28 protein-coding genes are annotated in these 22,135 nt (G+C 67.2%); 11 read left to right on the top strand and 17 right to left on the bottom strand.

Translation table 11 applies throughout. The annotated features are described in order from the left end of the window. Positions 1–18 precede the first annotated feature (18 nt). From AC07NN_RS21590 to AC07NN_RS21545, 10 genes are all read right to left on the bottom strand, one after another. Entirely contained in the window at positions 19–909 is an 891-nt protein-coding gene (locus AC07NN_RS21590) for a TraB/GumN family protein (RefSeq protein ID WP_494645652.1), read from the bottom strand. A 77-nt stretch (positions 910–986) separates the two neighbouring features. After that, positions 987–1,922 carry an alpha/beta fold hydrolase gene (locus AC07NN_RS21585; RefSeq protein WP_494645650.1) on the bottom strand — a complete coding sequence of 312 codons (936 nt, stop codon included), beginning with the start codon at positions 1,920–1,922 and terminating at the stop codon, positions 987–989. Between the two features lie 114 nt (positions 1,923–2,036). After that, positions 2,037–2,711 (bottom strand): hypothetical protein, encoded by a 675-nt coding sequence (locus tag AC07NN_RS21580; RefSeq protein WP_494645648.1) that lies wholly within the window; start codon positions 2,709–2,711, stop codon positions 2,037–2,039. Between the two features lie 28 nt (positions 2,712–2,739). Further along, complete coding sequence (locus AC07NN_RS21575; RefSeq protein ID WP_010920093.1) at positions 2,740–2,934, bottom strand: helix-turn-helix transcriptional regulator; 195 nt, start codon at positions 2,932–2,934, stop codon at positions 2,740–2,742. Next, the gene (locus tag AC07NN_RS21570; protein ID WP_494645645.1) at positions 2,931–3,332 is read right to left on the bottom strand and encodes a hypothetical protein; all 402 of its coding nucleotides are present in this window, start codon (positions 3,330–3,332) and stop codon (positions 2,931–2,933) included. The genes AC07NN_RS21575 and AC07NN_RS21570 overlap by 4 nt, the downstream gene beginning before the upstream one ends. Positions 3,333–3,355: 23 nt before the next feature. Next, the gene (locus AC07NN_RS21565) at positions 3,356–3,793 is read right to left on the bottom strand and encodes a hypothetical protein (RefSeq protein ID WP_494645642.1); all 438 of its coding nucleotides are present in this window, start codon (positions 3,791–3,793) and stop codon (positions 3,356–3,358) included. 28 nt (positions 3,794–3,821) lie between these two features. Further along, on the bottom strand, positions 3,822–4,052 hold the full coding sequence (locus AC07NN_RS21560) for a hypothetical protein (RefSeq protein WP_494645640.1): 231 nt from the start codon (positions 4,050–4,052) through the stop codon (positions 3,822–3,824). Positions 4,053–4,169: 117 nt separating this feature from the next. Then, positions 4,170–4,472 (bottom strand): hypothetical protein, encoded by a 303-nt coding sequence (locus tag AC07NN_RS21555; RefSeq protein ID WP_494645638.1) that lies wholly within the window; start codon positions 4,470–4,472, stop codon positions 4,170–4,172. Between the two features lie 135 nt (positions 4,473–4,607). Further along, positions 4,608–5,438, bottom strand: a complete 831-nt coding sequence (locus AC07NN_RS21550; RefSeq protein ID WP_494645636.1) for a TraB/GumN family protein — start codon at positions 5,436–5,438, stop codon at positions 4,608–4,610. Between the two features lie 159 nt (positions 5,439–5,597). Then, on the bottom strand, positions 5,598–6,626 hold the full coding sequence (locus AC07NN_RS21545) for a 2'-deoxycytidine 5'-triphosphate deaminase (protein WP_494645634.1): 1,029 nt from the start codon (positions 6,624–6,626) through the stop codon (positions 5,598–5,600). Between the two features lie 232 nt (positions 6,627–6,858). Here AC07NN_RS21545 and metZ point away from each other — a divergent pair, with 232 nt between their 5' ends. The 6 genes from metZ (at position 6,859) to AC07NN_RS21515 (ending at position 11,416) form a co-directional block, all read left to right on the top strand. Next, positions 6,859–8,043 (top strand): O-succinylhomoserine sulfhydrylase, encoded by a 1,185-nt coding sequence (gene metZ, locus AC07NN_RS21540; RefSeq protein ID WP_494645633.1) that lies wholly within the window; start codon positions 6,859–6,861, stop codon positions 8,041–8,043. Beyond that, a complete protein-coding gene (apaG, locus tag AC07NN_RS21535) occupies positions 8,024–8,488 on the top strand; it encodes a Co2+/Mg2+ efflux facilitator ApaG/CorD (protein ID WP_494645631.1) in 465 nt (154 codons plus the stop codon). Before metZ ends, apaG begins: the two co-directional genes overlap by 20 nt. A 71-nt stretch (positions 8,489–8,559) precedes the next feature. Further along, a complete protein-coding gene (locus AC07NN_RS21530) occupies positions 8,560–8,994 on the top strand; it encodes a hypothetical protein (protein ID WP_494645629.1) in 435 nt (144 codons plus the stop codon). A 261-nt stretch (positions 8,995–9,255) separates the two neighbouring features. Then, positions 9,256–9,594 (top strand): helix-turn-helix domain-containing protein, encoded by a 339-nt coding sequence (locus tag AC07NN_RS21525; protein WP_494645627.1) that lies wholly within the window; start codon positions 9,256–9,258, stop codon positions 9,592–9,594. Between the two features lie 196 nt (positions 9,595–9,790). Next, positions 9,791–10,444, top strand: coding sequence for a RhiA family protein (locus tag AC07NN_RS21520; RefSeq protein WP_494645625.1), 654 nt, complete (start codon positions 9,791–9,793; stop codon positions 10,442–10,444). A 111-nt stretch (positions 10,445–10,555) separates the two neighbouring features. After that, entirely contained in the window at positions 10,556–11,416 is an 861-nt protein-coding gene (locus AC07NN_RS21515) for a DUF4347 domain-containing protein (RefSeq protein ID WP_494645622.1), read from the top strand. Positions 11,417–11,454: 38 nt separating this feature from the next. On the opposite strand, the gene AC07NN_RS21510 is transcribed toward AC07NN_RS21515, so the two are convergent. The 6 genes from AC07NN_RS21510 to AC07NN_RS21485 all read right to left on the bottom strand — a co-directional run bounded on the left by AC07NN_RS21510 (position 11,455) and on the right by AC07NN_RS21485 (position 17,012). Then, the gene (locus tag AC07NN_RS21510; RefSeq protein ID WP_494645620.1) at positions 11,455–12,366 is read right to left on the bottom strand and encodes an Hsp33 family molecular chaperone; all 912 of its coding nucleotides are present in this window, start codon (positions 12,364–12,366) and stop codon (positions 11,455–11,457) included. Positions 12,367–12,536: 170 nt separating this feature from the next. Next, positions 12,537–13,472, bottom strand: a complete 936-nt coding sequence (argF, locus tag AC07NN_RS21505) for an ornithine carbamoyltransferase (RefSeq protein ID WP_494645618.1) — start codon at positions 13,470–13,472, stop codon at positions 12,537–12,539. A 61-nt stretch (positions 13,473–13,533) separates the two neighbouring features. Next, positions 13,534–14,748: an aspartate aminotransferase family protein gene (locus AC07NN_RS21500; RefSeq protein WP_494645616.1), complete on the bottom strand. Its 1,215-nt coding sequence runs from the start codon at positions 14,746–14,748 to the stop codon at positions 13,534–13,536. Positions 14,749–14,911: 163 nt separating this feature from the next. Next, positions 14,912–15,430 (bottom strand): hypothetical protein, encoded by a 519-nt coding sequence (locus AC07NN_RS21495; protein ID WP_494645614.1) that lies wholly within the window; start codon positions 15,428–15,430, stop codon positions 14,912–14,914. Between the two features lie 5 nt (positions 15,431–15,435). After that, complete coding sequence (locus tag AC07NN_RS21490) at positions 15,436–16,014, bottom strand: TetR/AcrR family transcriptional regulator (protein WP_494645612.1); 579 nt, start codon at positions 16,012–16,014, stop codon at positions 15,436–15,438. A gap of 176 nt (positions 16,015–16,190) precedes the next feature. Beyond that, complete coding sequence (locus AC07NN_RS21485; protein WP_494645611.1) at positions 16,191–17,012, bottom strand: ABC transporter permease; 822 nt, start codon at positions 17,010–17,012, stop codon at positions 16,191–16,193. A gap of 238 nt (positions 17,013–17,250) precedes the next feature. Here AC07NN_RS21485 and gcrA point away from each other — a divergent pair, with 238 nt between their 5' ends. The 5 genes from gcrA (at position 17,251) to AC07NN_RS21460 (ending at position 21,125) form a co-directional block, all read left to right on the top strand. Beyond that, on the top strand, positions 17,251–17,775 hold the full coding sequence (gene gcrA / locus AC07NN_RS21480) for a cell cycle sigma 70 cofactor GcrA (protein ID WP_494645608.1): 525 nt from the start codon (positions 17,251–17,253) through the stop codon (positions 17,773–17,775). Positions 17,776–17,867: 92 nt separating this feature from the next. Further along, the gene (xseA, locus tag AC07NN_RS21475; protein ID WP_494645606.1) at positions 17,868–19,400 is read left to right on the top strand and encodes an exodeoxyribonuclease VII large subunit; all 1,533 of its coding nucleotides are present in this window, start codon (positions 17,868–17,870) and stop codon (positions 19,398–19,400) included. Positions 19,401–19,427: 27 nt separating this feature from the next. Continuing rightward, the gene (locus tag AC07NN_RS21470) at positions 19,428–19,643 is read left to right on the top strand and encodes a DUF2093 domain-containing protein (protein ID WP_494645604.1); all 216 of its coding nucleotides are present in this window, start codon (positions 19,428–19,430) and stop codon (positions 19,641–19,643) included. Next, positions 19,628–20,479, top strand: a complete 852-nt coding sequence (locus AC07NN_RS21465) for a M23 family metallopeptidase (RefSeq protein WP_494645602.1) — start codon at positions 19,628–19,630, stop codon at positions 20,477–20,479. Before AC07NN_RS21470 ends, AC07NN_RS21465 begins: the two co-directional genes overlap by 16 nt. 133 nt (positions 20,480–20,612) lie before the next feature. Continuing rightward, the gene (locus tag AC07NN_RS21460; RefSeq protein WP_494645600.1) at positions 20,613–21,125 is read left to right on the top strand and encodes a response regulator; all 513 of its coding nucleotides are present in this window, start codon (positions 20,613–20,615) and stop codon (positions 21,123–21,125) included. Here the strand turns inward: AC07NN_RS21460 and AC07NN_RS21455 are convergent. Next, a complete protein-coding gene (locus AC07NN_RS21455; RefSeq protein ID WP_494645598.1) occupies positions 21,122–22,066 on the bottom strand; it encodes a lysophospholipid acyltransferase family protein in 945 nt (314 codons plus the stop codon). The two genes, AC07NN_RS21460 and AC07NN_RS21455, sit on opposite strands and share 4 nt — an antisense overlap. Between the last annotated feature and the right edge of the window lie 69 nt (positions 22,067–22,135).

Genomic DNA, 22,135 nt, shown 5'->3' with positions numbered 1-22,135 from the left:
CACTCACGGTTTTCAGTCCTACTCGACGCGCTCGGCCTTGATGCCGAGCTTATCCAGTTGCGCCTGGACGCTGTCGGCGCCCACCAAGTGGCCCGAGCCGACGGCCACGAAGCTGACGCCCGAGCCGGCCAGCTTGGTCTTCAGCTGATTGGCCCAGTCGACGTTCCGCTTCACGATCAGCAGGTCATAGAGCTCGGGATAGTCGCCCTTCATCTCCTTGATGAACTGGCTTTCCAGCTCGGTGACATCGCCGGCCGCCCAGGCCGCGACCATCTTGTCGATCTTGGCCACGCCCTCATCGACGTCGTCGAGCGTGGCGCTGAGGAAGTCGGCCTCGGTCTTGGCCGGCAGGTCGGCGAAGAAGCGGATCTGCTGCTCCGGGGTCTCGAAGGCGTTCGAGCTCTTCCCGGCGGCGGCGATCTCCTTGCTCAGCACGTTCTCGACGCCGCTCTTGGGGTCGTAGCCGGCCTTGATCACCGGCCCCATCGACAGCGACACCGCCGCCAGCCAGGGCCGCATCATCTCCAGCATCTGGGGCGGCACGCCGCTGTCCTTGGCCACCGTGGAGGCGTGCTGGAACTTGTCAGCCGAGAGCTTGGTCGACAGCGGGTGGGCCGGATCCAGGCCGTACTTCAGGATCAGCGGCTGCATCACCGCCGGGTCGTCGGCGCCGACGATCTCCAGGGTCAGGTCGCGGCTGCTGGTCAGGGCCTGGTCGATCTTGGGCGAGCGCCACTGGGTGGTGGGCTTCAGCACGTGGATCGTACCGAACAGGTAGATGGTCGAGTCGTGATCCTTGATCTTCCACAGCGCCGGTTCGGCCAGGGCCGTCCCCGCGAAGCCGAGCGCCAGGACCGAGGCGAGGCCGGCCGCGACATGGCGGGCCGAACGATTGAATTTGCGCAGCATGGGATCCCCGATTTGTCTGAGATGAGAATTGGAGGGGACAACCGGCGCGCGCAAGGCACACCGGCTATCGGTCACGGTTATTTCAGGAAGGTCTCGACCGCTTCGGCGAAGGCCTTGGGCTGGTCCAGCATGATGAAGTGGCGGCTGTCGTCGACCCGCTTCAGGGTCACGCCCGGCAAGGCCGCATAGGCGTCGGCATAGGTCTTGTCGATCGCGGCGGTCGGCGCGCCCATGGCCGGGTCGTACGGATAGAGCAGCGTGGTCGGCGTCTTGATCGCCGGCAGGTCGGCGCGGGCGTCGGTGGTCAGGAGGTCGTACATGGCGCGGCCAACGACCGACTGCGACGAAGCCTTGGACCATTCCAGGGCCAGCTTCTGGCCGTCAGGCGACTTCACGAAGCGCGGCATGGTCATGGCCTGCTGGCTGGCGAAGGCCTCGGGGCTCATGCCGATCGTGCCGTCGCGCATGGCCGCAGCCTGCGGCTTCATGCTCTCGGCCGTGGCCGTCGGCGAGAATAGCGCCGAGAAGAACGGCAGGCTGTCGACGATCATCAGGCGGCTGACGTCCTCGGGGTGACGGCGGGCCAGCAGCAGGCCGGTGAAGCCGCCCATCGAGTGGCCGATCACGGCCGGCGACTTCAGCTTGTTGGCCTTGATATAGGCGTCGACCGCTTCGACCACCGGCTCGACCACCGGACCGTCGGCGTTGCCGCCAACCGGAGCGCCCGCGAAGCCCGCCACCTGCACCACGTGGACGCGGTGCGTGGCCGACAGCTGCTGGACGGTGGCGTCCCAGACCGCGCCGGACGAGGCCAGGCCGGGGATCAGCACCACATCGGGACCCTTGCCCGTGACGGTGACCGAGATGCGGTCGGCCTTGGCCGCTACAGCGGCCGGGGCCAACGGCGCGGAGTGGGCGTGCTCGCCGCCGAACACGCCGCAGGCGGCGAGGATGGCCAGCAGGATGACGCCGCCACGGAAGGAAGCGCGGGGCTGTTGGGTCTTGATGATCATGGTCTTGCTCCTTGGGGTAGGCGCGCGCGGAAGGCTCCGGCGGAGCGCGCCGAGTGGTTAGGGATGGGGCGCGACGGCTAGGCCGCGCCGATTGGTCGGAAGGTTGGTAGTGGTCTAGGCGGCCAGGCCGCGACGCCACAGGACGACGCCGGCGATGACCAGGTAGGCGGTCATCATCACGCAGGCGGCGTCCCACAGGGTCAGGGTCGGCAGCAGGCCCAGCTTCTCGCCCGCCGCCCACAGGAAAAGGACGCCCTGCAGGATGACGAAGGTCACGGCCGAGATCTCGGCGGTGGCGCGGCGCATCAGCTCGTCGCTGCGGATCCAGACCGAGATGTTGCCGGCCGTCTGGACCAGGAACAGGGCGACCAGGCCGATCATGGTCGCCGAGGCGATCATGGGCGGCACCGTGTCGAAGACGGCCCGGACGACGACCGGCGTGGCCATCATCACCCCGGCCAAGGCCAGGATGCCGCCGTTCTGAGCGTAGAACAGCGCCTGACTGGAGCTGGCCGGGCGGGCGCCTTCCGGATCGATCTGGCGGCCGAGGGTCTTGCGGCTGACACTGACGATCATGGTGATCAAGCCAACGACAACCAGCAGCAGGGCCAGGAACAGCGCCAGCACGTCGGACCAGCCCAGGTTCGGCGCGGTCCAGACGCCGGCGTCCTCCAGGCCGGCCAGGTACTTACCGAACAGGTAGCCCAGCGGCGCGGCGACGATGGCGAACACCAGGGCGCGGATGGCGCGGGCCCGCGGCGTGTTGGGGGACTTCGAAGCGAGGTTCATGACGGTGTCCTCGAAGCAGGCGGGCCGATCAGGCCTCGTCCTGGAAGATGGATTCGATGGGTTGGCCGAAGAGACGGGCGATCTTGAAGGCCAGCGGCAGGCTGGGATCGTACTTGCCCGTCTCCAGGGCGTTGATGGTCTGGCGGGAGACCTCCAGCCGATCAGCGAGATCGGCCTGGCTCCAGTCGCGCTCGGCGCGCAGGACCTTGAGGCGGTTCTTCATTGGTACCTCCGCCGAACGAAGGGTTGGGCCAGGCCGAAGGCGCCGCAGAACACCGGGAAGACCAGGTACAGCGGGAAGTGCGGGATCACCCCGACGTTCTCCAGGAAGCCCCAGGCGGTGCAGAGCGCCAGGGTGACGCCGATGCCCCACAACATGGACTGCACCAGGACCATCCGCAGGAACTCGTCAGTCTCCTCGGCGATGTAGAGGCCCATGGCCGCGATCACCCCGATGACCGGGATCGCCGGCGCCACACCCATGAGCCACAGGATCGGGCCCGTCGGCTTGTGGTGGATGATGAACCACAGCGACCCGAACAGGATGGCCACGTAGCCGATCATCGCCGGGAAGAAGCGGGCCAGGTAACGCCGGCCGGCGGGCGTAAGATTATTGCCCATGTTGACGCTCCGATTGAAGGAAATCAGCGCTGACGCAGCCACCAGCCGGCCCAGACGAGGCCGTAGCCGGCGAGTTGGGCGATCAGAAGCGCCATCATGCCGCCCGTCAGCCAGTCGGCCGGGGACCGTTCGCCGAACATCGCGACCAGACGCTCGGGGCTGATCACGACGATGACCGGCAACATCAGCAACAGGCCGCCCACGCCGCCCCAGAACCAGGCGAACTTGTGGGCCTCGCGAGCGGCCTCGTCGATATTGCGCCAGTAGACGATGGACGAAGCGAAGATCGCCGCGACCAGCGCGACCGCGACCAGGAAGGTGACGACGCGCGGCAGCTCGATTTCCATCTTGCTCAGCGCCATGTAGCCGGCGCCGACGACCGCGCCCGTCAGGCCCGATCCGACGAAAATCCATTGCGCGACCGCTTGGCGTTGGGCCTGGCGTCCGGTGTGCTCACTCACGATGAAACCCCGATCTCGATGCTGGCGATTAAAGGCTGGCGAGGGTTTCGGCGACGGCCGACTGGTCGTCGGCCTTGGCCTTGGCGTTCCGCGCGACCTGGGTGAGGCCGGCCCACAGGGCCACGCCGGCCAGGATCGTGAAGACAGGCGCCTCGCCGATGGCGCGAGCAAGCAGGAAACCGATCGCCAGACCGCCCAAGGCGGCGGCGACGCTGAAGATGATGCGCTGGAAGCGGTTGCGTTGGTTGGTGCTGCTCATGACAAGCCTCCTCGTCGAAATGACAAGGATGTTTATCATAGCTAGTAGACATCTTGTCAAGCGTAGTTGTCATTTTGTCATGGAGAGGCGACTAAACGACGGAGAAGCTTGACGTTTCTAGGCGGCGCGGCGGCCCAGGAAGGGTTCGACGGAGAGCGCATCCTCGGTCAGGGCGCGCCAATGCACGGCCTCGAGTCGCTTTACGGCCAGTGCGCGACCCAGCACGCCGGGACGCGGCCGGCTGACGACCTCCCAGCCATAGCGCGAGAAGCGGTCGCCGAAGTCGGCCCAGCGGATCACCCGTCCCGCCGCGTCCTGGCGCCAGATGGCCTTGTCGCAGCCAGGGATGCGCGCACAGCGCTCCCAGGCCTCGATGCGGCCTTGGAGGATCAGGTACGGATCTTGAGCAGTACGGGCCAAAGGGGCCTCCGTGGACTTTCCGCCGTCCTCGGCGTCGGGCCGACTGAGTCGCGCCTCACGAGAACGAGGGCTAGGATTTGTGTAACAGCACCGATTGTCCACCAGATGTGGTGCGGCGCGTTGACGCGCGGCGCCTCATTGGATCCGCCTGACGGCATAGCCACGCGCCCTCATCAGGGCCGGCAGCCCTTCGTTCCCGGCCATGTGCAGGGCCCCGACAACGACGAGGTCCGTCCCCTTCCCTTGCCGCATCGCCGCGTCAAGGCGGTCAGCCCAGGCAAGATTCCGCTGCTGCAGCAGGGCTTGGTAGAGCTCGGGCCGCCCCGCCTTCATCGGCGCGACGAGACGCGTTCCCAGCCGCGCCATGTCGCCCTTCAGCCAGGCGCGCTCCAGGATCACGCCGTCGCGCGGCGGCGACAGCTGCTCGCGGGCGACGTCGTCCAGATAGGTCAGCTCGGCCTGCTCGGGCAGATCGGCGAAGATCCGCAGCTGCTGCTCGAAGGTCTCGAACACCTCGATCGGCTTGTCGGCGACGCGGGCGCGCTGGGTGGTGGCCGCGTCGACGCCGCTGGCGACGCTGGCGCCCTCGCGGGTCATGGGGGCGACCGACAGCATCATCGCCGCCGCCCAGGGCCGCAGGCGCTCCACGCGATCCAGCGACACGCCGCCGCGATCCAGCACGGGGCGCAGGGTGGCCAAGGCCGTCGGCGAGAGCTTCTCGGTCAGGGAGCGGTCGGGATCGACGCCGTAGCGGTCCATCAGGGTGCGAATCTGGTCGGGTCCGACGTCGACGCGTGTCTCGAACCAGACCCGGTCGGCCTTGGCGTAGGCGTGGTCGAAAGCGGCCGTGCGCCAGCGGACGTCCGGGCGCAGTACGTGCATCGAGCCGAACAGATAGACGACGGAGTCCTTGTCGCGGACTTCCCACATGGCCGGGGCCGCGCTGGCCGCGCCACTCCCCGCCATCCAAACGAGGCCTGCCGCGATCAACCCGCGCGACAGACGCCTCAAAACGCCACTGAGCATCTCTTCAAGGCCCGACCAAACTAGGCCCCGAGATAAGCGCGAGTCTGGTCAGCCGTTAGTGAACGAGCGCCGCGACATAACGACTCAGCGCTCCCCAGCTCAGCTCCAGGCCTTGAAGTGCTTGGACAATTTCAGGCCCTGGCGCTGGTAGTGCGAGCCACCCTCGCCGTACAGGCGAGCCGGACGCGAGGTCAGGGGCTCATAGACCAGCCGCGCGACGGTCTGGCCGTCCTCCAGCAGGAACGGCGTCTCGTGGCTGCGCACTTCCAGCACGCCCTTGGAGCCGACCGCCGAGGCCTCCTCGGTGCCGAAGCCAGGGTCGAAGAAGCCGGCATAGTGGACGCGGAACTCGCCGACCGACGGGTCGATCGGGGTCATCTCGGCCGCTTCCAGCACCGGGATCTCAATGTCGTCCTTGGAGGCCAGGATGTAGAACTCGCCCGGGTCCAGCAGCAGCTCACCGCGGCGGGCCTCCAGCGGCTCCCAGTAGTCGCGCGGGTCGTGGCCGTCCTCGTGGTCCAGATCGACGACACCGGCGTGGCGACGGCCCCGGAAGCCGACGATGCCCGTGGTTCCGGGCGTCAGGTCGACGCCGACGCTGCGGGTGGCCAGCTTGGCGGGTTCGCCGCGCTTGAGGCGCAACTGGTTCAGGCGGGTGCCGGCGCGGACCAGAACCGAGAAGGTCTGCGGCGCGATCTCGATATAGAGCGGACCCGTGTAGCCGGCATCGACGTCGTCGAAGGCGCGGCTGTGATCGGTCAGCAGGCGGACGAAGACGTCCACCCGGCCAGTCGAGCTCTTGGGATTGCCGCGCGCCGACACGGTCATCGGCAGGGCCAAGCGCTCCTGGATCTCGGCGATATAGACGCAGCCCTTCTCCAGCACCGCGCCCTTGCTGAGGTCCAGCTCGTGCATGGCCACGTCCTTCATGCGCTCGGGCACCTTGCGATGCAGCCCGGGCAGGAACGAGGCGCGGATCCGCCAGGCGCGCGCGCCCAGGCGCAGGTCCAGACTGGCGGGCTGCACCTGATCGACGTCGAACGGCGTCTGCGCGGTGATCGCCTCACGGGCGATCAGGTCTTCGATGTTCTGGCAGGGCAGAATCCCTGCGGCGTGGGCGTCGGTCATCGGCGCGACACTCGCCAAACCCAGGCGCAAAGGCAAGGCTGCGCCTGTCCTGTCGGCCGTTTCATTCCACCGGAGAGACCGGGTTCTTGGTTAAGGCGCGCGCCCCGAACTCGCCTGTGACAATCGGCTTTTCGCGCGTGACAATTCTCTCCTTGAGAAAACGCCCTTCACGCTTGACCGTACCGCCGCCCCAACCCCTTATGCCCGCGTTTTTACGCGTAGGAGGCAGGCCGTGGCCGAGGATCCGAAAGACTGGGACGTCGCGACGAAATTGATCCGTGGTGGGATCGCGCGCTCGCAGTTCATGGAGACGGCCGAGGCGCTCTATCTGACCCAGGGCTTCACCTACGACAGCGCCGAGGGCGCCGACCGCCGCTTCGCGGGTGAAGACCCCGGTTTCGTCTATTCGCGGTTCAACAATCCGACCGTGAAGATGTTCGAGGACCGCCTGGCCCTGCTGGAAGGCGCCGAGGTGTGCCGCGCCCAGGCGACCGGCATGGCCTCGATCCATTCGGCCCTGATGGGCCTGGTCCGCGCCGGCGACCACGTGGTGGCCGGCCGCGCCCTGTTCGGCTCTTGCCGCTGGATCGTCAGCGAGTGGCTGCCGCGCTTCGGCGTCGAGACCACCTTCGTCGACGCGACCGACATCCGCGAATGGGAAGCGGCGATCCGGCCGAACACCAAGGCCGTGCTGATCGAGACCCCCTCGAACCCGGTGCTGGAGATCACCGACATCCGCGCGGTGTCGGAACTGGCCCACGCGGTCGGCGCCAAGGTCATCGTCGACAACGTCTTCGCCACCCCGATCTTCCAGAAGCCGCTGGAGCTGGGCGCCGACGTGGTCGTCTACTCGGCCACCAAGCACATCGACGGCCAGGGCCGCGTGCTGGGCGGGGCCATCCTGACCAGCGAGGCGATCAACGAGGAATTCTACCGCGACAGCCTGCGCCACACCGGCCCGTCGCTGTCGCCGTTCAACGCCTGGGTCATGGTCAAGGGCCTCGAGACCCTGGACCTGCGCGTGCGTCGCCAGACCGACAGCGCCTTCGCCCTGGCCAACACCATGGCCGAGCACAAGAAGGTGCAGAAGGTCCTCTACCCCTTCCGCCCCGACCATCCGGGCCACAACGTCGCCAAGTCGCAGATGACCGGCGGCGGCACCGTGATCGCGCTCGACCTGGGCTCGCGCGAGGCGGCTTTCAAGTTCCTGAACGCCCTGGAGATCGTCGACATCTCCAACAATCTGGGCGACGCGAAATCCATGGCGACCCACCCGCCGACCACCACCCACCGCTCGGTGCCGGAGGACCAGCGCCCGTCGCTGGGCGTGACCGAGGGCGGCGTGCGCCTGTCGGTGGGCCTGGAAAGCGTCGAAGACCTCAAGAGGGATGTGATCCGTGCGCTCGATCAGGCGTGAAACCTCTCCGCCGATGCAGCGGATGCGTCGGCGTCGCGGCCAGGACGGCGCGGCCTATGAAGCGCGCACGCGCGACATCGTCGTGCGCGTCTTCCCGGTCTATGCGGCCGAGGAGTCCTCGCCGGACCAGGGCCTCTATCTGTGGTCCTACACGGTCGAGATCGAGAACCACGGCGGCGAGACGGTGACCTTGATCTCGCGCCGCTGGACCATCGTCGACGCCTTCAACCGCGTGAACGACGTCGAGGGTTCGGGCGTGGTCGGCGAACAGCCGGAACTGCGACCGCGCGAGGCGTTCCGCTACGTGTCCAACTGCCCCCTGCCCACCCCTTCGGGCGCGATGAAGGGCAGCTACTCGATGGTCACCGATGAGGGCGAGCTGTTCGACGTCGAGATCCCCGAGTTCTCGCTGCACATGCCAGGCGCGGCGCTGAAGCTGAACTGAGCCGCCTCCGGAGATTGACATAGATCCCCCAGAGGTTGAGCATCGCTCCTGTGGCTTTTCAGGAGTTCCCGATGCTCACCCGGACTTCCCTCTGCGCCCTCGTCATCGCCGCCGCGCTAGCGCCGCAAGCGATGGCCCAGTCGGCCCTCGTCACCTCGCACTACATGCACCAAGGCGCCGCCGAGACGCCGACGATCAATGTCGGCCTTGGCCGCGTGGACTTCCAGACCGGCGCCCAACGAGCGCGCGTCGAGAAGCTGATGCCGCAGATCGAGAAGGCCATCGCAATCCAGCTGGCCAATCCGGACTCCGCCGAGCTCTACGGCCTGCGCACCGGCCGGTACCAGAAGGCCATGGTGGTCTGCGGCGTGGTCGACAGCATCGCTGCGTCCGGCGAGACCGAAAAGCGCCGCTTCATCGCTCGCCCGACCATCGCCACGCTAGAGACTCCGGATAACGCCGAAGCCTTCCGGGCCGGCTGGAAGAGCACCGGCTGCGGGCTCTAGGGCGTCGACGCGAAACGTTCCGACTTCCAGTCCACACCTTCCGAAACCCGCGCGACCACTGCGCGGGTTTCTCGTTTTCGGCCCCTGACGACCGTTTACATGCCCCATTAGGCGAGAAATTCGCGTGCCCCGTGTTTCCACGAGCGTCACTGCGAATACAACCATAAGGTAAAATATAACCAGACACTGATTATGGTTGTTGTCGACTTTCTCTTCAGATGGGCTGGCCAGTTTCGCCGCGCCCTTTGAGCGGGCCGAGTGATGGAGTCCAGGGGGGATCGACTGAGCCACGCCATCAAGGGCCGCGGCATCGCCAAGATGATGGCCCTCGCCCTGGATCTGGACGTCCATGAGAGCGCCATCAGCCGCTGGCGCAAGGGCGGGCCGATGTCGCTGGAAAACGCCGCCCGCATTTCCGAAGTTCTGGATATCTCGCTGGACTGGCTGGTGCTGGGCCGTGGCGAGATGGACGCTCATACCAGCGAGCGCCTGGCGATCGAAGAGTTCGAACTCGTTCAGGCAGTGCGCCGCCTGCGCCGCACCGCCCTCGCCCATCTGCTGGCCTTGCTGGACGACATGACCGACACGCCGGGGACTTGAGCGCCGTGCAACTTTCATCGGTCGCGATTGATCGCCGCGCAAGTTGTCACTCCTATAAATACAACCATGTTTAGAACATTGTTGGCCGGTCAGAGAGGCCAAGCGACTTCAGTTCCAGCGCTCCGCAGGCCGTCCAAGGCCTCTCCCGACGTCGCGAACCCTACCCCGGGGCGCGAACCTCAATGGGAGAGAGAACATGGCTACCTACACGATCAAGATCTTCAACCAGGCCAAGACCAACAAGAGCTACGTGGCCTTCATGGAGCAACCCGCCGTCGTCTCGAACGGCGGCGTCCAGCCGGTCTACACAAACGCGTGGGCCACCTTCGAGAACATCACCGACGGCAGCTGGGACTCGGTGGTCTACACCGACAACACCTTCGCCTACTGGTCGCAGACGGCCGAGCAGTTGAACCCCAACACGGTGCTCGACTCCGGCGGCGTCAAGCCGGTGAACACCGCGTCCCAGGACACGGTGAACTTCACCAACACCGACGTCACCGGCTTCAGGGCGGTCGCCAGCCCGGGCACCGCGCAGGCGGGCTCGTTCTCGATCGTGACGAACACGGACTTCACGCCGCTGAACAACTTCGTGTTCGGCCTGGCGCGCGACAGCGGCGGCCCGATCCCCGCGCCGGTCGCGACGTTCAACGCCCTGCCGAACGAGATCTACAACATCACGCCGGTGGTGAAGTTCTACGTCGCTGATGGCCTCTATCAGCCGGGCCAGATCATCGACTACTCGGCGGTGTCCAAGAACTGCGCCGTGATCGACTTCACGGGCCTGCCGCAAACCTCGGCGACCGTCATCCAGGCCGACAACGGCACCTTCACGGTCACCTATTGCTAGCAGCGCACAGCGCGTCGTCCCACCCGACGCGCCCATCGCGCGCGAGGCGGGCGGATCGTTTCAGTGATCGAGGCGGTCCGCCCTGTCCTCCACAACCTGATGGAGTCCACCATGGCACAGCCCTACATGGGCGCGCCCCTTCCGGGGTGCGTCACCATCGACTCGGCCAAGAACGACTATCTGAACTATGCGCGGGTCGGGAACCCGAACGCCGGCGCCAACGGCGACACCGCGACAGCGGCCCAGAACCTGCTGGGCTGCGAGAAACCCAAGGCCCCCAACTATGCCTCCGCAAGCCTGATCGGCCACGGCGCGCCGGGCGACATCGACACCGGCTCGGACAAGAAGGAGTGCATCACCATCCACAACGAGAAGGTCTGGGTGCCGCTGCTGCAGCCCCTCAGCGGCCTGCTCAACGAGTTCTATCTCTATGGCTGCAGCGTCGGCGCGGGCAGCGACGGCGCGACCCTGCTGTTCGACATCGCCAAGGTCGTCAACACGAACGTCTATGCGCCGACGGGCGTTATCTACTGCCGCTCGGACGGCACGTTCTATCTTGAGAAGGGCGCGGTCTGGCAGGTCGCCCAGCCCAGCCTGACTCCGCCCAAGCCGATCCCGGCCCCCACCTATTCGATCTCGACGGACATGAACAACGCCGTACTCCACATCGCCGGTCAGCCGACCGAAACGCCGGTCGCGGGCCTCACGGCGACCTACACGCCGCAGCATGGCGGCGCGTCGCGTCCGGCCATCGACATGGCCTATGAGGTGCTTTGGGATCAGCCACATATCGAGGACGGCGAACCCGGCGCGCGGATCACCGGGCGGCTCAAGGTCAACTTCCCGAACGGGAAGAGCACGCTCACCAAGTCGTTCCTGATCCACAACCATTCGCTGCTCAGGGACGAGGCGGAGCCCACCGTATTCTACGACACAACCAAGACCTTCCAGTCCCTGGCTTCGATGGCGTGAAGACGTCGGGAGCGGCCCGTGGGTCGCTCCCGATCACGCTAGGCCGTTGCCGGCGCATCCAGCTTGTAGACCCGCGAGCAGTACTCGCACGTCACGTGGATCTTGCCGTCGGGCTCGACCATGTCGGCCACTTCCTCGGCCGAGAACGAGTCCATCACCACGGCGATACGCTCGTCCGAACAACGGCAGAAAGCCCGCATCGGCTTTTCCTCGAGCAGGCGCACGCCGTCCTCGTTGAACAGCCGCCACAGCAGGGTCGCGGTCGACAGGGTCGGGTCGATCAGCTCGTCCTCGCCCGTGGTCTCGAACAGGGCTTGGACGTGCGTCCAGGCGTCCTGGGTGTCGCCCCGGGCCTGGTCGCCTGCGATGACCTGGATCAGGATGCCGCCGGCGCGCCACTTGGGCCCCTCGCCCGTATCGACCTGGCCGACGGCCAAGCGTACGCGGGTCGGGGTCTGCTCCGACTGGGCGAAGTACTGCTCGGCGCACAGGGCCAGGGTCTCACCTTCGATCGGCGTGACGCCCTGATAGCGGTCCATGTCCGCGCCCTGGTCGAGCGTCATGATGAACACGCCGCCGCCCAGCAGGGTCTTGGCGCCCGGACGGGTGAAACCTTCCGAGATGGCCGCGACCTCTGCGGGGTCGAAGCGGCAATAGCCGCGCAGCCCGCCCGAGGTGTCGTAGTCGACCACGACGTAGCGCACGGGGCCGTCGCCCTGGGCCTGGATGATCAGGCGACCTTCGAACTTCAGGCTGGAGCCGACCAGGGCGGCCAGCGCACAGGCCTCGCCCAGCAGGTTGGCGACGGGCTCGGGATAGTCGTGGCGCGTCAGCACCTCGTCGACGGCGTCGCCGAGGCGCACGACCCGGCCGCGCACGGGCAGGCCTTCGATCTGGAACGCGGAAACGACGTCGTCGAGGACGCCGGGATTGGAAGCGATGTCGGTCATGGGGAGGCTAGATAGGATGACATGCCAAGAATTGCGAGAGGCCGTGCGGTGGCCTCACCCCCTCAGTCGGCTCCGCCGACAGCTCCCCCATCGAGGGGGAGCAGGATTCTAAGCGTCCTCCCCCTTCATGGGGGAGGTGGCCCGAAGGGCCGGAGGGGGCTTCGCGGCCCCTACCCGATCGCCCCGAACGCCCAGGCCAACACCGACTTCTGGGCGTGAATGCGGTTTTCCGCCTCGTCCCAGACCAGCGAGCGCGGGCCGTCCAGCACGTCGTCGGTGACTTCCTCGCCCCGGTGGGCCGGCAGGCAGTGCAGGAAGACGCCGTTGCCGGCGGCCAGGTCCATCAGCTTGTCGTCGACCTGATAGGGCTCCAGCGCTGCCAGGCGCTCGTCGTGGTCGGTGTCGCCCATCGAGACCCAGGTGTCGGCCACCACGACGTCGGCGCCGCGCACGGCTTCCTTGGCGTCCGTGCCCATGCTGACCCGGCCTTGCAGGCCCTCGGCGCGCGCCAGGTCGTGCAGGTCGGCGTGGTAGACCGCCGGGCAGGCGATCTTCAGCTCGAAGCCCAGCAGCGGCGCCGCATGAATGAAGCTGGAGCAGACATTGTTGCCGTCGCCGACCCAGGCGATCGTCTTGCCAGCGATCGGGCCACGATGCTCCTCGATGGTGAGGATGTCGGCCATGATCTGGCAGGGGTGGCTCTTGTCGGTCAGGCCGTTGATCACCGGCACGGTCGAGACCTGGGCGAAGCGCTCGACGTCGGCGTGGCTGTTGGCGCGGATCATCACCGCGTCGACCATGCGCGACAGCACCTTGGCGGTGTCCTCGATGGTCTCGCCGCGCCCCAACTGCATATCCGACGAGGTCGAGATGATGGCGCTACCGCCCAGCTGACGCATGGCCGCGTCGAACGAGAAGCGGGTGCGGGTCGAGTTCTTCTGGAAGATCATCGACAGCACCCGGTCCTTGGCCGGCGCGTCGGCGTCGACCTTGCCCTGCGGCCAGCCCTTGCGGGCCGCCTTGCGGGCGTGGGCGTCGTCCAGCATCAGGCGCAGGGTCGCGCCGTCCAGCTTCCACAGGTCGATGAAGTGGCGGGGGGCGGTCATGGGCCAAATCCCTCACGCCCGCTCCGGCGGACCGGAGCGGGGTTTCATAGGTTCAGTTGGTTCAGGCGGCGGCCTTGGCGCGCGCGGTCTCGCAAGCCTTCTCAAGCTTGGAGATCGCCTCGCTGGCTTCCTCGATGGTCAGGTTCAGCGGCGGCAGCAGGCGCACGCAGTTGTCGCCGCCACCGGCGATCAACAGCTTGTGGTCGCGCGCCATCACCATGAACTCGCGGTTGTTCGGCACGACCTTGATGCCGATCAGCAGGCCCTTGCCACGGATATCGACGATGATGTCCGGGAAGCGGTCCTTGAGGCCGTTCAACTGCTGGGTGAAGTAGCCCGCGACCGTGGTCACGTTGTCCAGCAGCGCTTCGCTGTTGATCGCGTCGAAGGCCGCGTTGCCGACCGCCATGGCCAGCGGGTTGCCGCCGTAGGTCGAGCCGTGAGTGCCGGGGGTCATGCCCTTGGCGCCTTCGGTCGAGGCGAGGCACGCGCCGACCGGGAAGCCGCCGCCCAGGGCCTTGGCCACGCACATGATGTCCGGCTCGCTGCCCGGCGCCCAGTCGTGGGCGAAGAGCTTGCCGGTCCGGCCCATGCCGCTCTGGACTTCGTCGTAGATCAGCAGAATGCCGGCGTCGCGGGTGATCTGGCGCAGCTCGAGCAGCTGGGCTTCGGTCAGGGAACGCGCCCCGCCCTCGCCCTGCACGGGCTCGATGATGATGCCGGCGGTCGTCGGGCCGATGGCGGCCTTCAGGGCCTCCAGGTCGCCGAACGGCAGCTGGATGAAGCCCGGCAGGCGCGGACCGAAGCCGTCGAGATAGCCGGCGTTGCCCGAGGCGTTGACCGCCGCGTACGAGCGGCCGTGGAACGAGCCGTCGAAGCCGATGATGTCGATCCGCTCGGACTGGCCGTTCATCACGTGATAGCGGCGAGCGGCCTTCAGAGCGCACTCGATCGCCTCGGTGCCCGAGTTGGTGAAGAACACCACGTCGGCGAAGGTGGCCGCGCACAGCTTATCGGCCAGCACTTCCTGCTCGGGGATCGTGTAAATGTTGGAGACGTGCCAGAGCTTCTCGCCCTGGGTCTTCAGCGCATCGACCAGCACGGGATGGGCGTGGCCCAGGCCGCAGGTGGCGATGCCGGCCACGCAGTCCAGGTACTCATCGCCCGTGGTCGAGAACAGGCGCGCGCCTCGGCCTCGTTCGAACGCCAGCGGGGCGCGGTTGTAGACGCCCATGATGTGGTGTTGCGAGGAGTTGGACGACGTCGCGGTGCTCAAGACCGACCTCCCTAAAAGGAAAGAAGCCCCCGCACTGTAAGTGCGGGGACCGGAAGGCCGCAGGTTGTCGCCGTGGAACCACGTCGTGTCAATCAAGGGACTGTGAAAAAGCCCCTGAAAAACCGGCGAAAATCACGGGTTTTGTCCCGGGGGCCACAGGCGGTCACGCCGCTCCGGGAGGTGGCCCCGCGAACATCTTGCCGGCGACTTCGGGGGTGTAGAACGCGTGGTACCGCTCGCTTCCCTTGGGCGGCAGGACTTCGACCAGGAAGCGGTTGTCGACCCACAGCTCCACGAGATCGAAAACCCCGCCACGATCGCAGTGCACGGCGCGCCAGCGCTTGGCCGCGCCCAGGGCGATGATCTCCTCAGCGGAGAGCTTGCTGGTGATGGCCACGTGGAAGCCGCTGGCGTCCTGCGGCCCGCCGTCCTGGCGGATCTGGGTCTCCCACGGCATAACGAACGGACCGTCCGAGACGCGGCCGTCGGGCAGGCCTTCGCCGGGATGGTGGGCGCTGGCGTCGGGCACAACCTCGACGCCGAGACCCGAGCCGTCGCGCGCGATGGCGACCCAGGCGCCCTCGACCACCGGGAAGGGCATGACGACGCCGTCGATGATGCGGCCGAAAACCTCGGCGGCGCCTTGGGGGTCGTGAGCGGGGATGGAGAAGTGAGCGATCATCGGGATCAGCTTTCTGACTTGAACGGGCTTTCGGTGAACTGGGCGAAGGGATCGGGCGCGATGGACGCCGCGCCACGCGATTTGAGGTCGTTGAGCAGAATTTCCGTCGCCCAACCCAAGGCGTCGGCGGCGGGCTGGCCAGAGAGGTTCCACTGCTCGCGAAGGGACAGCCACGAATAGGCCGAGTAGAGCAGCTGCAGCACGGCGGCGGCCTTGGCCTGCTCGGCCTCCGGAAGGTCGGCCGCGGCTTGCGACACCACGTCCAGGAAGGCCTCGCGGCGTTCGTCGTCCAGGCTGGAGCGCGCCGCCCGGCCTTGAGCCGTGGTCAGGCGCGCCACGATCTGGGCCGGGCTGGCGTCGAAGCTGGCCAGCAGCGGCTTGATCTTGGCCAGCAGGTCGGCCGGGCTTTCAGGCATGCCGACGCGCACGCCATCCTTGCGGTTCAGGTGCTCCCATAGCCCCTTCAGCAGCAGTTCGCGGCTGGGGAAGTGGCGGTAGACGGTGACCTCGGTGACCTGGGCGCGCTCGGCGACGGCGCGGTTGGTCGGCTCCTGGCCGCCGCTCTCCTCCACTAGCGACGCCATGGCCGCCAGGATGCGCTCCCGGGTGGCCTCGGCCTGATCGCGCCGGAGCGCGGAGTTATATGATCGAACTGACGACATGATGTAATCATGTATTACATCAATATGAGATTCACAACATGAAAAAGCCCCGGGCCTTTCGGACCGGGGCTTCGAAGTTGCTAAGCTGTTGTTCGCGATCAGCTCTTCAGGCGGTAGCCCGTGACGAACAGGCGCCAGCACCACAGGAACAGAGCTGTCGTCAGCACGCCCATGCTGACCACGCCGACGGCGATCGAGCCGTCCGCATGGCCGATGAAGCCGTAACGGAAGCCGTCGATCAGATAGAAGAACGGATTGAAGTGACTGGCCGAGCGGAACGGCTCGGGCAGCTTATCGACCAGGTAGAAGGTGCCCGACAGGAAGGTCATGGGCATGATCAGGAAGTTGGTCACGGCGGCCAGCTGGTCGAACTTCTCGGCCCACAGACCCGCCAGCACGCCGGCCAAGCCCAGGATCAGCGAGGCCGTCACCGCGAAATAGACGATGGCCCAGGGGTGAGCCAGCTGCAGGCCCGCGCCCGGCAGCACGCCGATGACCAGGGCCGTCACCGCCCCGACCACGACGCCGCGCGTCGCCGCGCCCAGGGCGAAGCCCAGCACCTGCTCCAGCGCCGACAACGGCGGGGTCAGGAAGTCCGGCGTCAGCCCCATCATCTTGGCCTGGATCAGCGAGGACGAGGAGTTGGCGAAGGCGTTGTTCAGGATCGCCATCATGATCAGGCCCGGGGCCACGAAATGGCCGAAGGTCACGCCGCCCACGGCCGGGCGGCTGCCACCTACCGCGACCACGAAGACCAGCATGTAGAGCAGCGTCGTCACCACCGGCGCGGCGACCGTCTGGGTGCCAACCTTCCAGAACCGGCGGATCTCGCGCTGGTAAAGCGTGACGAACCCGGACCAGTTCCAGCCGTGATAGTCGCGCGGCTGCGGCGGAATGACGCTCTCGGCCATGTCTCTCATAGGCTCAACCCGTTGTGTTGCTTGGCCATGTGCGCCCTGGGAGCCCCTTCCGCAAGCTTGGGCTTGCGTGAATCAACATCTTGTTTCTGTGGACAGAGTCGATGGCGCCCATTGTACGTTTTAACACATTCTTTACGATATGTTGTAGGACGACCGCCGGCGGGGCGGTTTGATCACCATATATGGGGTGATGGGCGTTGGGGACGCCCCTCTCCTCGTCAGATGGCGGAGGCGGGTTATGAGCTGGACCGACGAACGGGTCTCGACCTTGAAGAAGCTGTGGCTGGACGGTCTTTCGGCCAGCCAGATCGCCAAACAACTGGGCGGCGTTACGCGCAACGCCGTCATCGGCAAGGTCCATCGTCTGGGCCTCTCGGGTCGCGCGGCCCCTTCGCAGCCGGCGCGTCCTGCGTTCAAGGCTCCGCGTCCGGCGCGTCCGGCCGCCCAGGCCATGCCCTCGGCGCCGCGCCGCGTGACGCCCGTCGAGGCGCCCTCGTCGTCGGTCCCCGTGGCCGCCGCTCCGGCGCCGCTGCCGGCCTTCCGGCATGAAGAGCCGGGCTCGGCCACCGTGCTGACCCTGGGCGCGCACATGTGCAAGTGGCCGATCGGCGATCCGTCGGCGGACGGCTTCACCTTCTGCGGCCGCCGCTCGTCGGAAGGCCCCTACTGCGTCGAGCATGCCCGGGTGGCCTATCAGCCGCAGCAGACCAAGAAGAAGGGCGGAGCCACCGAGCTCGCCCGTTCGCTTCGCCGCTACATCTAAGAAGAACAATAAGTCTCTCAGGCGGCGGATCCCGGGCAGCTCGACAGCTGCCCGGGATTTTCCATTTGAGGGGGACGTTCTAGATAGGGCGCATGACGGACCTCGCGCCGAACGATTCCAACGCCCCGCCCTATTCGGTCTCCGAACTGGCCTTCGCCCTGAAGCGCACGCTAGAGGACCGTTACGGCTTCGTGCGGCTGCGCGGCGAGCTCAGCAAGGTCACGCACCACTCCAACGGCCACGTTTATCTGACCATCAAGGACGACAAGTCCGCGATCGACGGCGTCGTCTGGAAGGGCAATGTCCGGGGCCTGGGCGTGCGACCCGAGCACGGGCTCGAAGTCATCGTCACCGGCAAGATCACCACCTATCCGGCCGGCTCGCGCTACCAGATCGTCATCGACAGCATGGAGGCCGCCGGCGTCGGCGCGCTTCTGGCCCAGCTGGAACGCTTGAAGGCCAAGCTGGCCGACGAAGGCCTGTTCGCCGCCGACCGCAAGCGCCCCCTGCCCTCGATGCCGGCTGTCGTCGGCGTGATCACCAGCCCGACCGGCGCGGTCATCCGAGACATCCTGCACCGCATCCGCGACCGCTGGCCTTGCCAGGTCCTAGTCTGGCCGTGCGTCGTGCAAGGCGATGCGGCCGCCGGTCAGGTCAGCGCGGCCATCCGGGGCTTCAACGCCATCCAGCCCGGCGGCCCCGTGCCGCGCCCCGACATCCTGATCGTCGCGCGCGGCGGTGGCTCGGTCGAGGACCTCTGGGCCTTCAATGACGAGGGCCTGGCCCGCGCCGTGGCCGAGGGGACCATCCCGCTGATCTCGGCCGTCGGCCACGAGACCGACACCACCCTGATCGACTTCGTTTCGGACCGCCGCGCCCCGACCCCGACCGCCGCCGCCGAGATGGCGACGCCGGTGCTGGCCGAACTGCGCGCCCTGATCTCGGACTTCGATCGCCGGCTGAACCGCTGCGGTTCGCGCACGATCGAGGAACGCCGCACCCGCTTGGTCAGCGCCGCGCGCGGCCTGCCCCGTCCCGACGACATCCTGGCCCTGGCCCAGCAGCGGTTCGACATCGCTTCGGGCCGCCTGGACGCCGCGCTTCACCGCAACACCACCGTCCATGCCCAAGAGCTGCTCAAGATCACCGCGCGCCTGACGCCGGAGGTGCTGAGCCGCCAGCGGACCATCAAGACCGAGCGCCTGGGCGACCTTGGCCGTCGCCTGGATCTAGCCGCCCGCCGCGCGCCCGACCGCGTCGCCCAGCACGCCCGCCTGCCCGCCCTCTGGCAGCGCCTGAACGCGGCGGGGGATCGCCGCCTGCAGCGCGACGTGGACCGCCTGGCGGGCCTGGAAAAGCTACGCCAGTCGCTAAACCCCGAGCGTCCGTTGGAGCTGGGTTTCGCCCTGGTCCGCAAGGGCGACGGGACCCTGGCCCGCTCGGCGGCTGACCTGGTCTCCGGCGAACGCGTGAACCTGAAGTTCAAGAGCGGCGACCGCGACGCGGTGATCGACGGCGAAGGCGGCTTCGTCCCGCCCCCCACGCCCACATCCGTTCCCGCGCCCGCGCCGAAGCCTCGCCCGAAGCCGGCCGCGCCGCCGACCGACCAGGGCGATCTGTTCTAGGACGCCCATTTGGCTTAGAGTGAGCCCATGAACGCTTTCGATCGTGACCTCGGCAAGTCCGACGGCCTGGCCGTCCTGCACTATGGCGATGGCGAGTACGCCGTACTCAGCCCCGGCCGCTTCGTGCTGTGCGCCGTGACCAATAAGCAGATCCCGCTGGACGCCCTGCGCTACTGGAGCCCCCAGCATCAGGAAGCCTACGCCAGCCCCGCCGAAGCGCTGAAGCGTTGGCAGGAGGCCTGAACCGCCGCGCGGTCCTGGCCGCGCTGCCCCTTTCCGCCGCCTTCGCCTCATCGACCCGCGCCGCGGCGCCGGGCCTGACGCTGTCCGGCAAGTTCGTCCAAGGCGGCTTCGCCATCGGTCGCACCGCGCCGCGTGCGGTCGTCGATGTTGACGGCCTGGTGCAGACGACGGCCTCGGCGGACGGCTGGTTCGTGGTCGGCTTCGATCGCGACGCCCCGCCGACCAGCAAGCTGACCGTCACCACGGCGGACGGTTCGGCCGCCGACGAACGGACCATCGCTGCCGGCGACTTCGACATCCAACGCATCGACGGGCTGGCGCAAGACCAGGTGAACCCCAGCGATCCCGCCCTGCTGGAACGGATCGCCGCCGAGAACGTCCGCAAGGTCGCCGGATTCGCGAGTCAGGCCGATATCGAGGGGTTCCGCGACGGATTCATACTGCCGGTTGTGGGTGCGCGCCGCTCAGCGCGCTTCGGCGGCCAGCGGATTCTCAACGGCGAACCCAAGCGTCCCCATTATGGGGTTGACCTCGCGACACCCGTCGGCACGCCCGTGCGCGCGCCGGCCAGTGGCATAGCATCGTTCGCCGAAACAGGGCTGCACTACGAGGGCGGCCTGCTGCTGATCGATCACGGCCAGGGCCTGGTCACCGCCTATCTTCATCTGTCAAAAATTCTTGTTACCGCAGGGACTTACGTAAAGCAGGGCCAGCTGGTCGCCGAGACTGGCAAGGAAGGCCGTGCGACGGGACCTCACCTCTGCTGGCGGATGAAGTGGCGCGGCCGCAATCTCGACCCGTCGCTGCTGGTGGGCGCGGGCCCCTTCAAGGCCTGAAAATCCTCCAATTCGCCCCTGGCGCGAGTTCCAATCATTCGCTAGCTATGCCGCCGTTATCGGACTAGCGGTCGCAAGGGGAGCGATCCTATGGTCTGATCTTCCCAGATCCTTGAGGAGGGGTGGCTCGCGCATGTCGTTGGCGCTTGAAAGACTGCGCTTTCTGCTGGTGGACGATAACCAGCACATTCGGTCGATCGTTTCGGCGATCCTGAAGGGCGTGGGCGTCAAACATATCCGTGAAGCCATGGACGGGGCCGAGGGCCTGCAGATCCTGCGCGACTGGCAGACCGACATCGCTATCGTCGACTTCAAGATGAGCCCGCTGGACGGGGTGCAGTTCACCCAGCTGGTCCGCAATTCGCCGGATAGCGTCGACCCGTTCCTGCCGATCATCATGCTGACCGGCTTCGCCGAGCGTCACCGCGTGTTCGAGGCTCGCGACGCGGGCGTGACCGAGGTTGTCGTGAAACCGGTGACGGCCCGCTCGCTGCTGGACCGGATCAACACGACGATCTTCCACCAGAGACCCTTCATCCGCTCGGCGGACTATTTCGGCCCCTGCCGTCGCCGTCGCGTCGATCCGCACTACCAGGGCCCCTTCCGCCGGTCCGGGGAGAAGGACGCCGGGGCGCTGGAGATCTAGCTTCCGGCTGCCGCCGCGCGTTCGCGCTCGGCCAATTCCGCATAGACCTCATTCGGCCAGCGCCGGTGGACCCAGAACCACTCGGCCGGCCGTTCGCGGATGCGCTCTTCCATGAAGGCGTTGATCATCCGCACACCGGCCTCGATGTCGGCCGTACGGTCGCCGGTCTTGGGCGGCACGATCGGATCGTGCACCACCGCCCGGAAGCGCGCGCCCTTCAGCCGCTGGACCGACATCGGCTGCAGCACCGTGCCGAAACGGATCGCCAGCCGCGTAGGCCCCGGCGCCGTGCGGGAGTCATGGCCGAAGAACGGTGCGGCCACGCCGTTGTTGAACTTCTGGTCGTTCATGAGGGCGACCGACTTGCCCTCCTTCATGCCTTCCAGCAGCTCGCGGGCCCCGTCGCCGCCCTTGGGCGCGAACAGGCGCACGCCATAGCGGAAGCGGCTGTCCTTGATGCGCTTGTCGACATAGGGGTTGTTGGCCGCGCGATAGGTCATCTCGCAGGTCACGCCGCTGTCGACGATGGCGGCCGGCATCACCTCCCAGTTCGAGAGGTGTCCCGAAACGAACACGACCGGGATCTTCTTGTCGGCGATCTCGGCCAGGCGTTCCTTGTTGACCACCTCGACCCGGCCGGTGGACGGCAGGATCTTGTCCATCAGCGGGAACTCGGCGAACGAGCGGCCCAGGCCGTCCCACTGCTCGCGCAGCATCTGCTCGTGCCAGGCAGTGTCCTGTTCCGGGAAGGCCAGTTTCAGATTGCGCGTGGCGACCTTGTGGGCCCCGCTCATAGGGCCGAACGTGCGGCCCAGCCAGCCGCCAAAGTCCGAAGCGCGGTCCACGCCCATCAGGCGCACGGCCCCGATAAAGAGGTCGAAGCCTACCGCTTCCAACCGCCACAACAGGTCCTGGACCCAGGGACTACGCTTTTCCGACATGGCCTCTTCTAGGCTTGCTCGCCCGTCAGGCGCAACGCCGCCTCGCCCGGCACGCGACTTGCGGCTGTG

The organism is Caulobacter sp. GW821-FHT09H08 (genome assembly GCF_059415885.1).
This window is presented reverse-complemented; position numbering and strand designations above follow the sequence as displayed.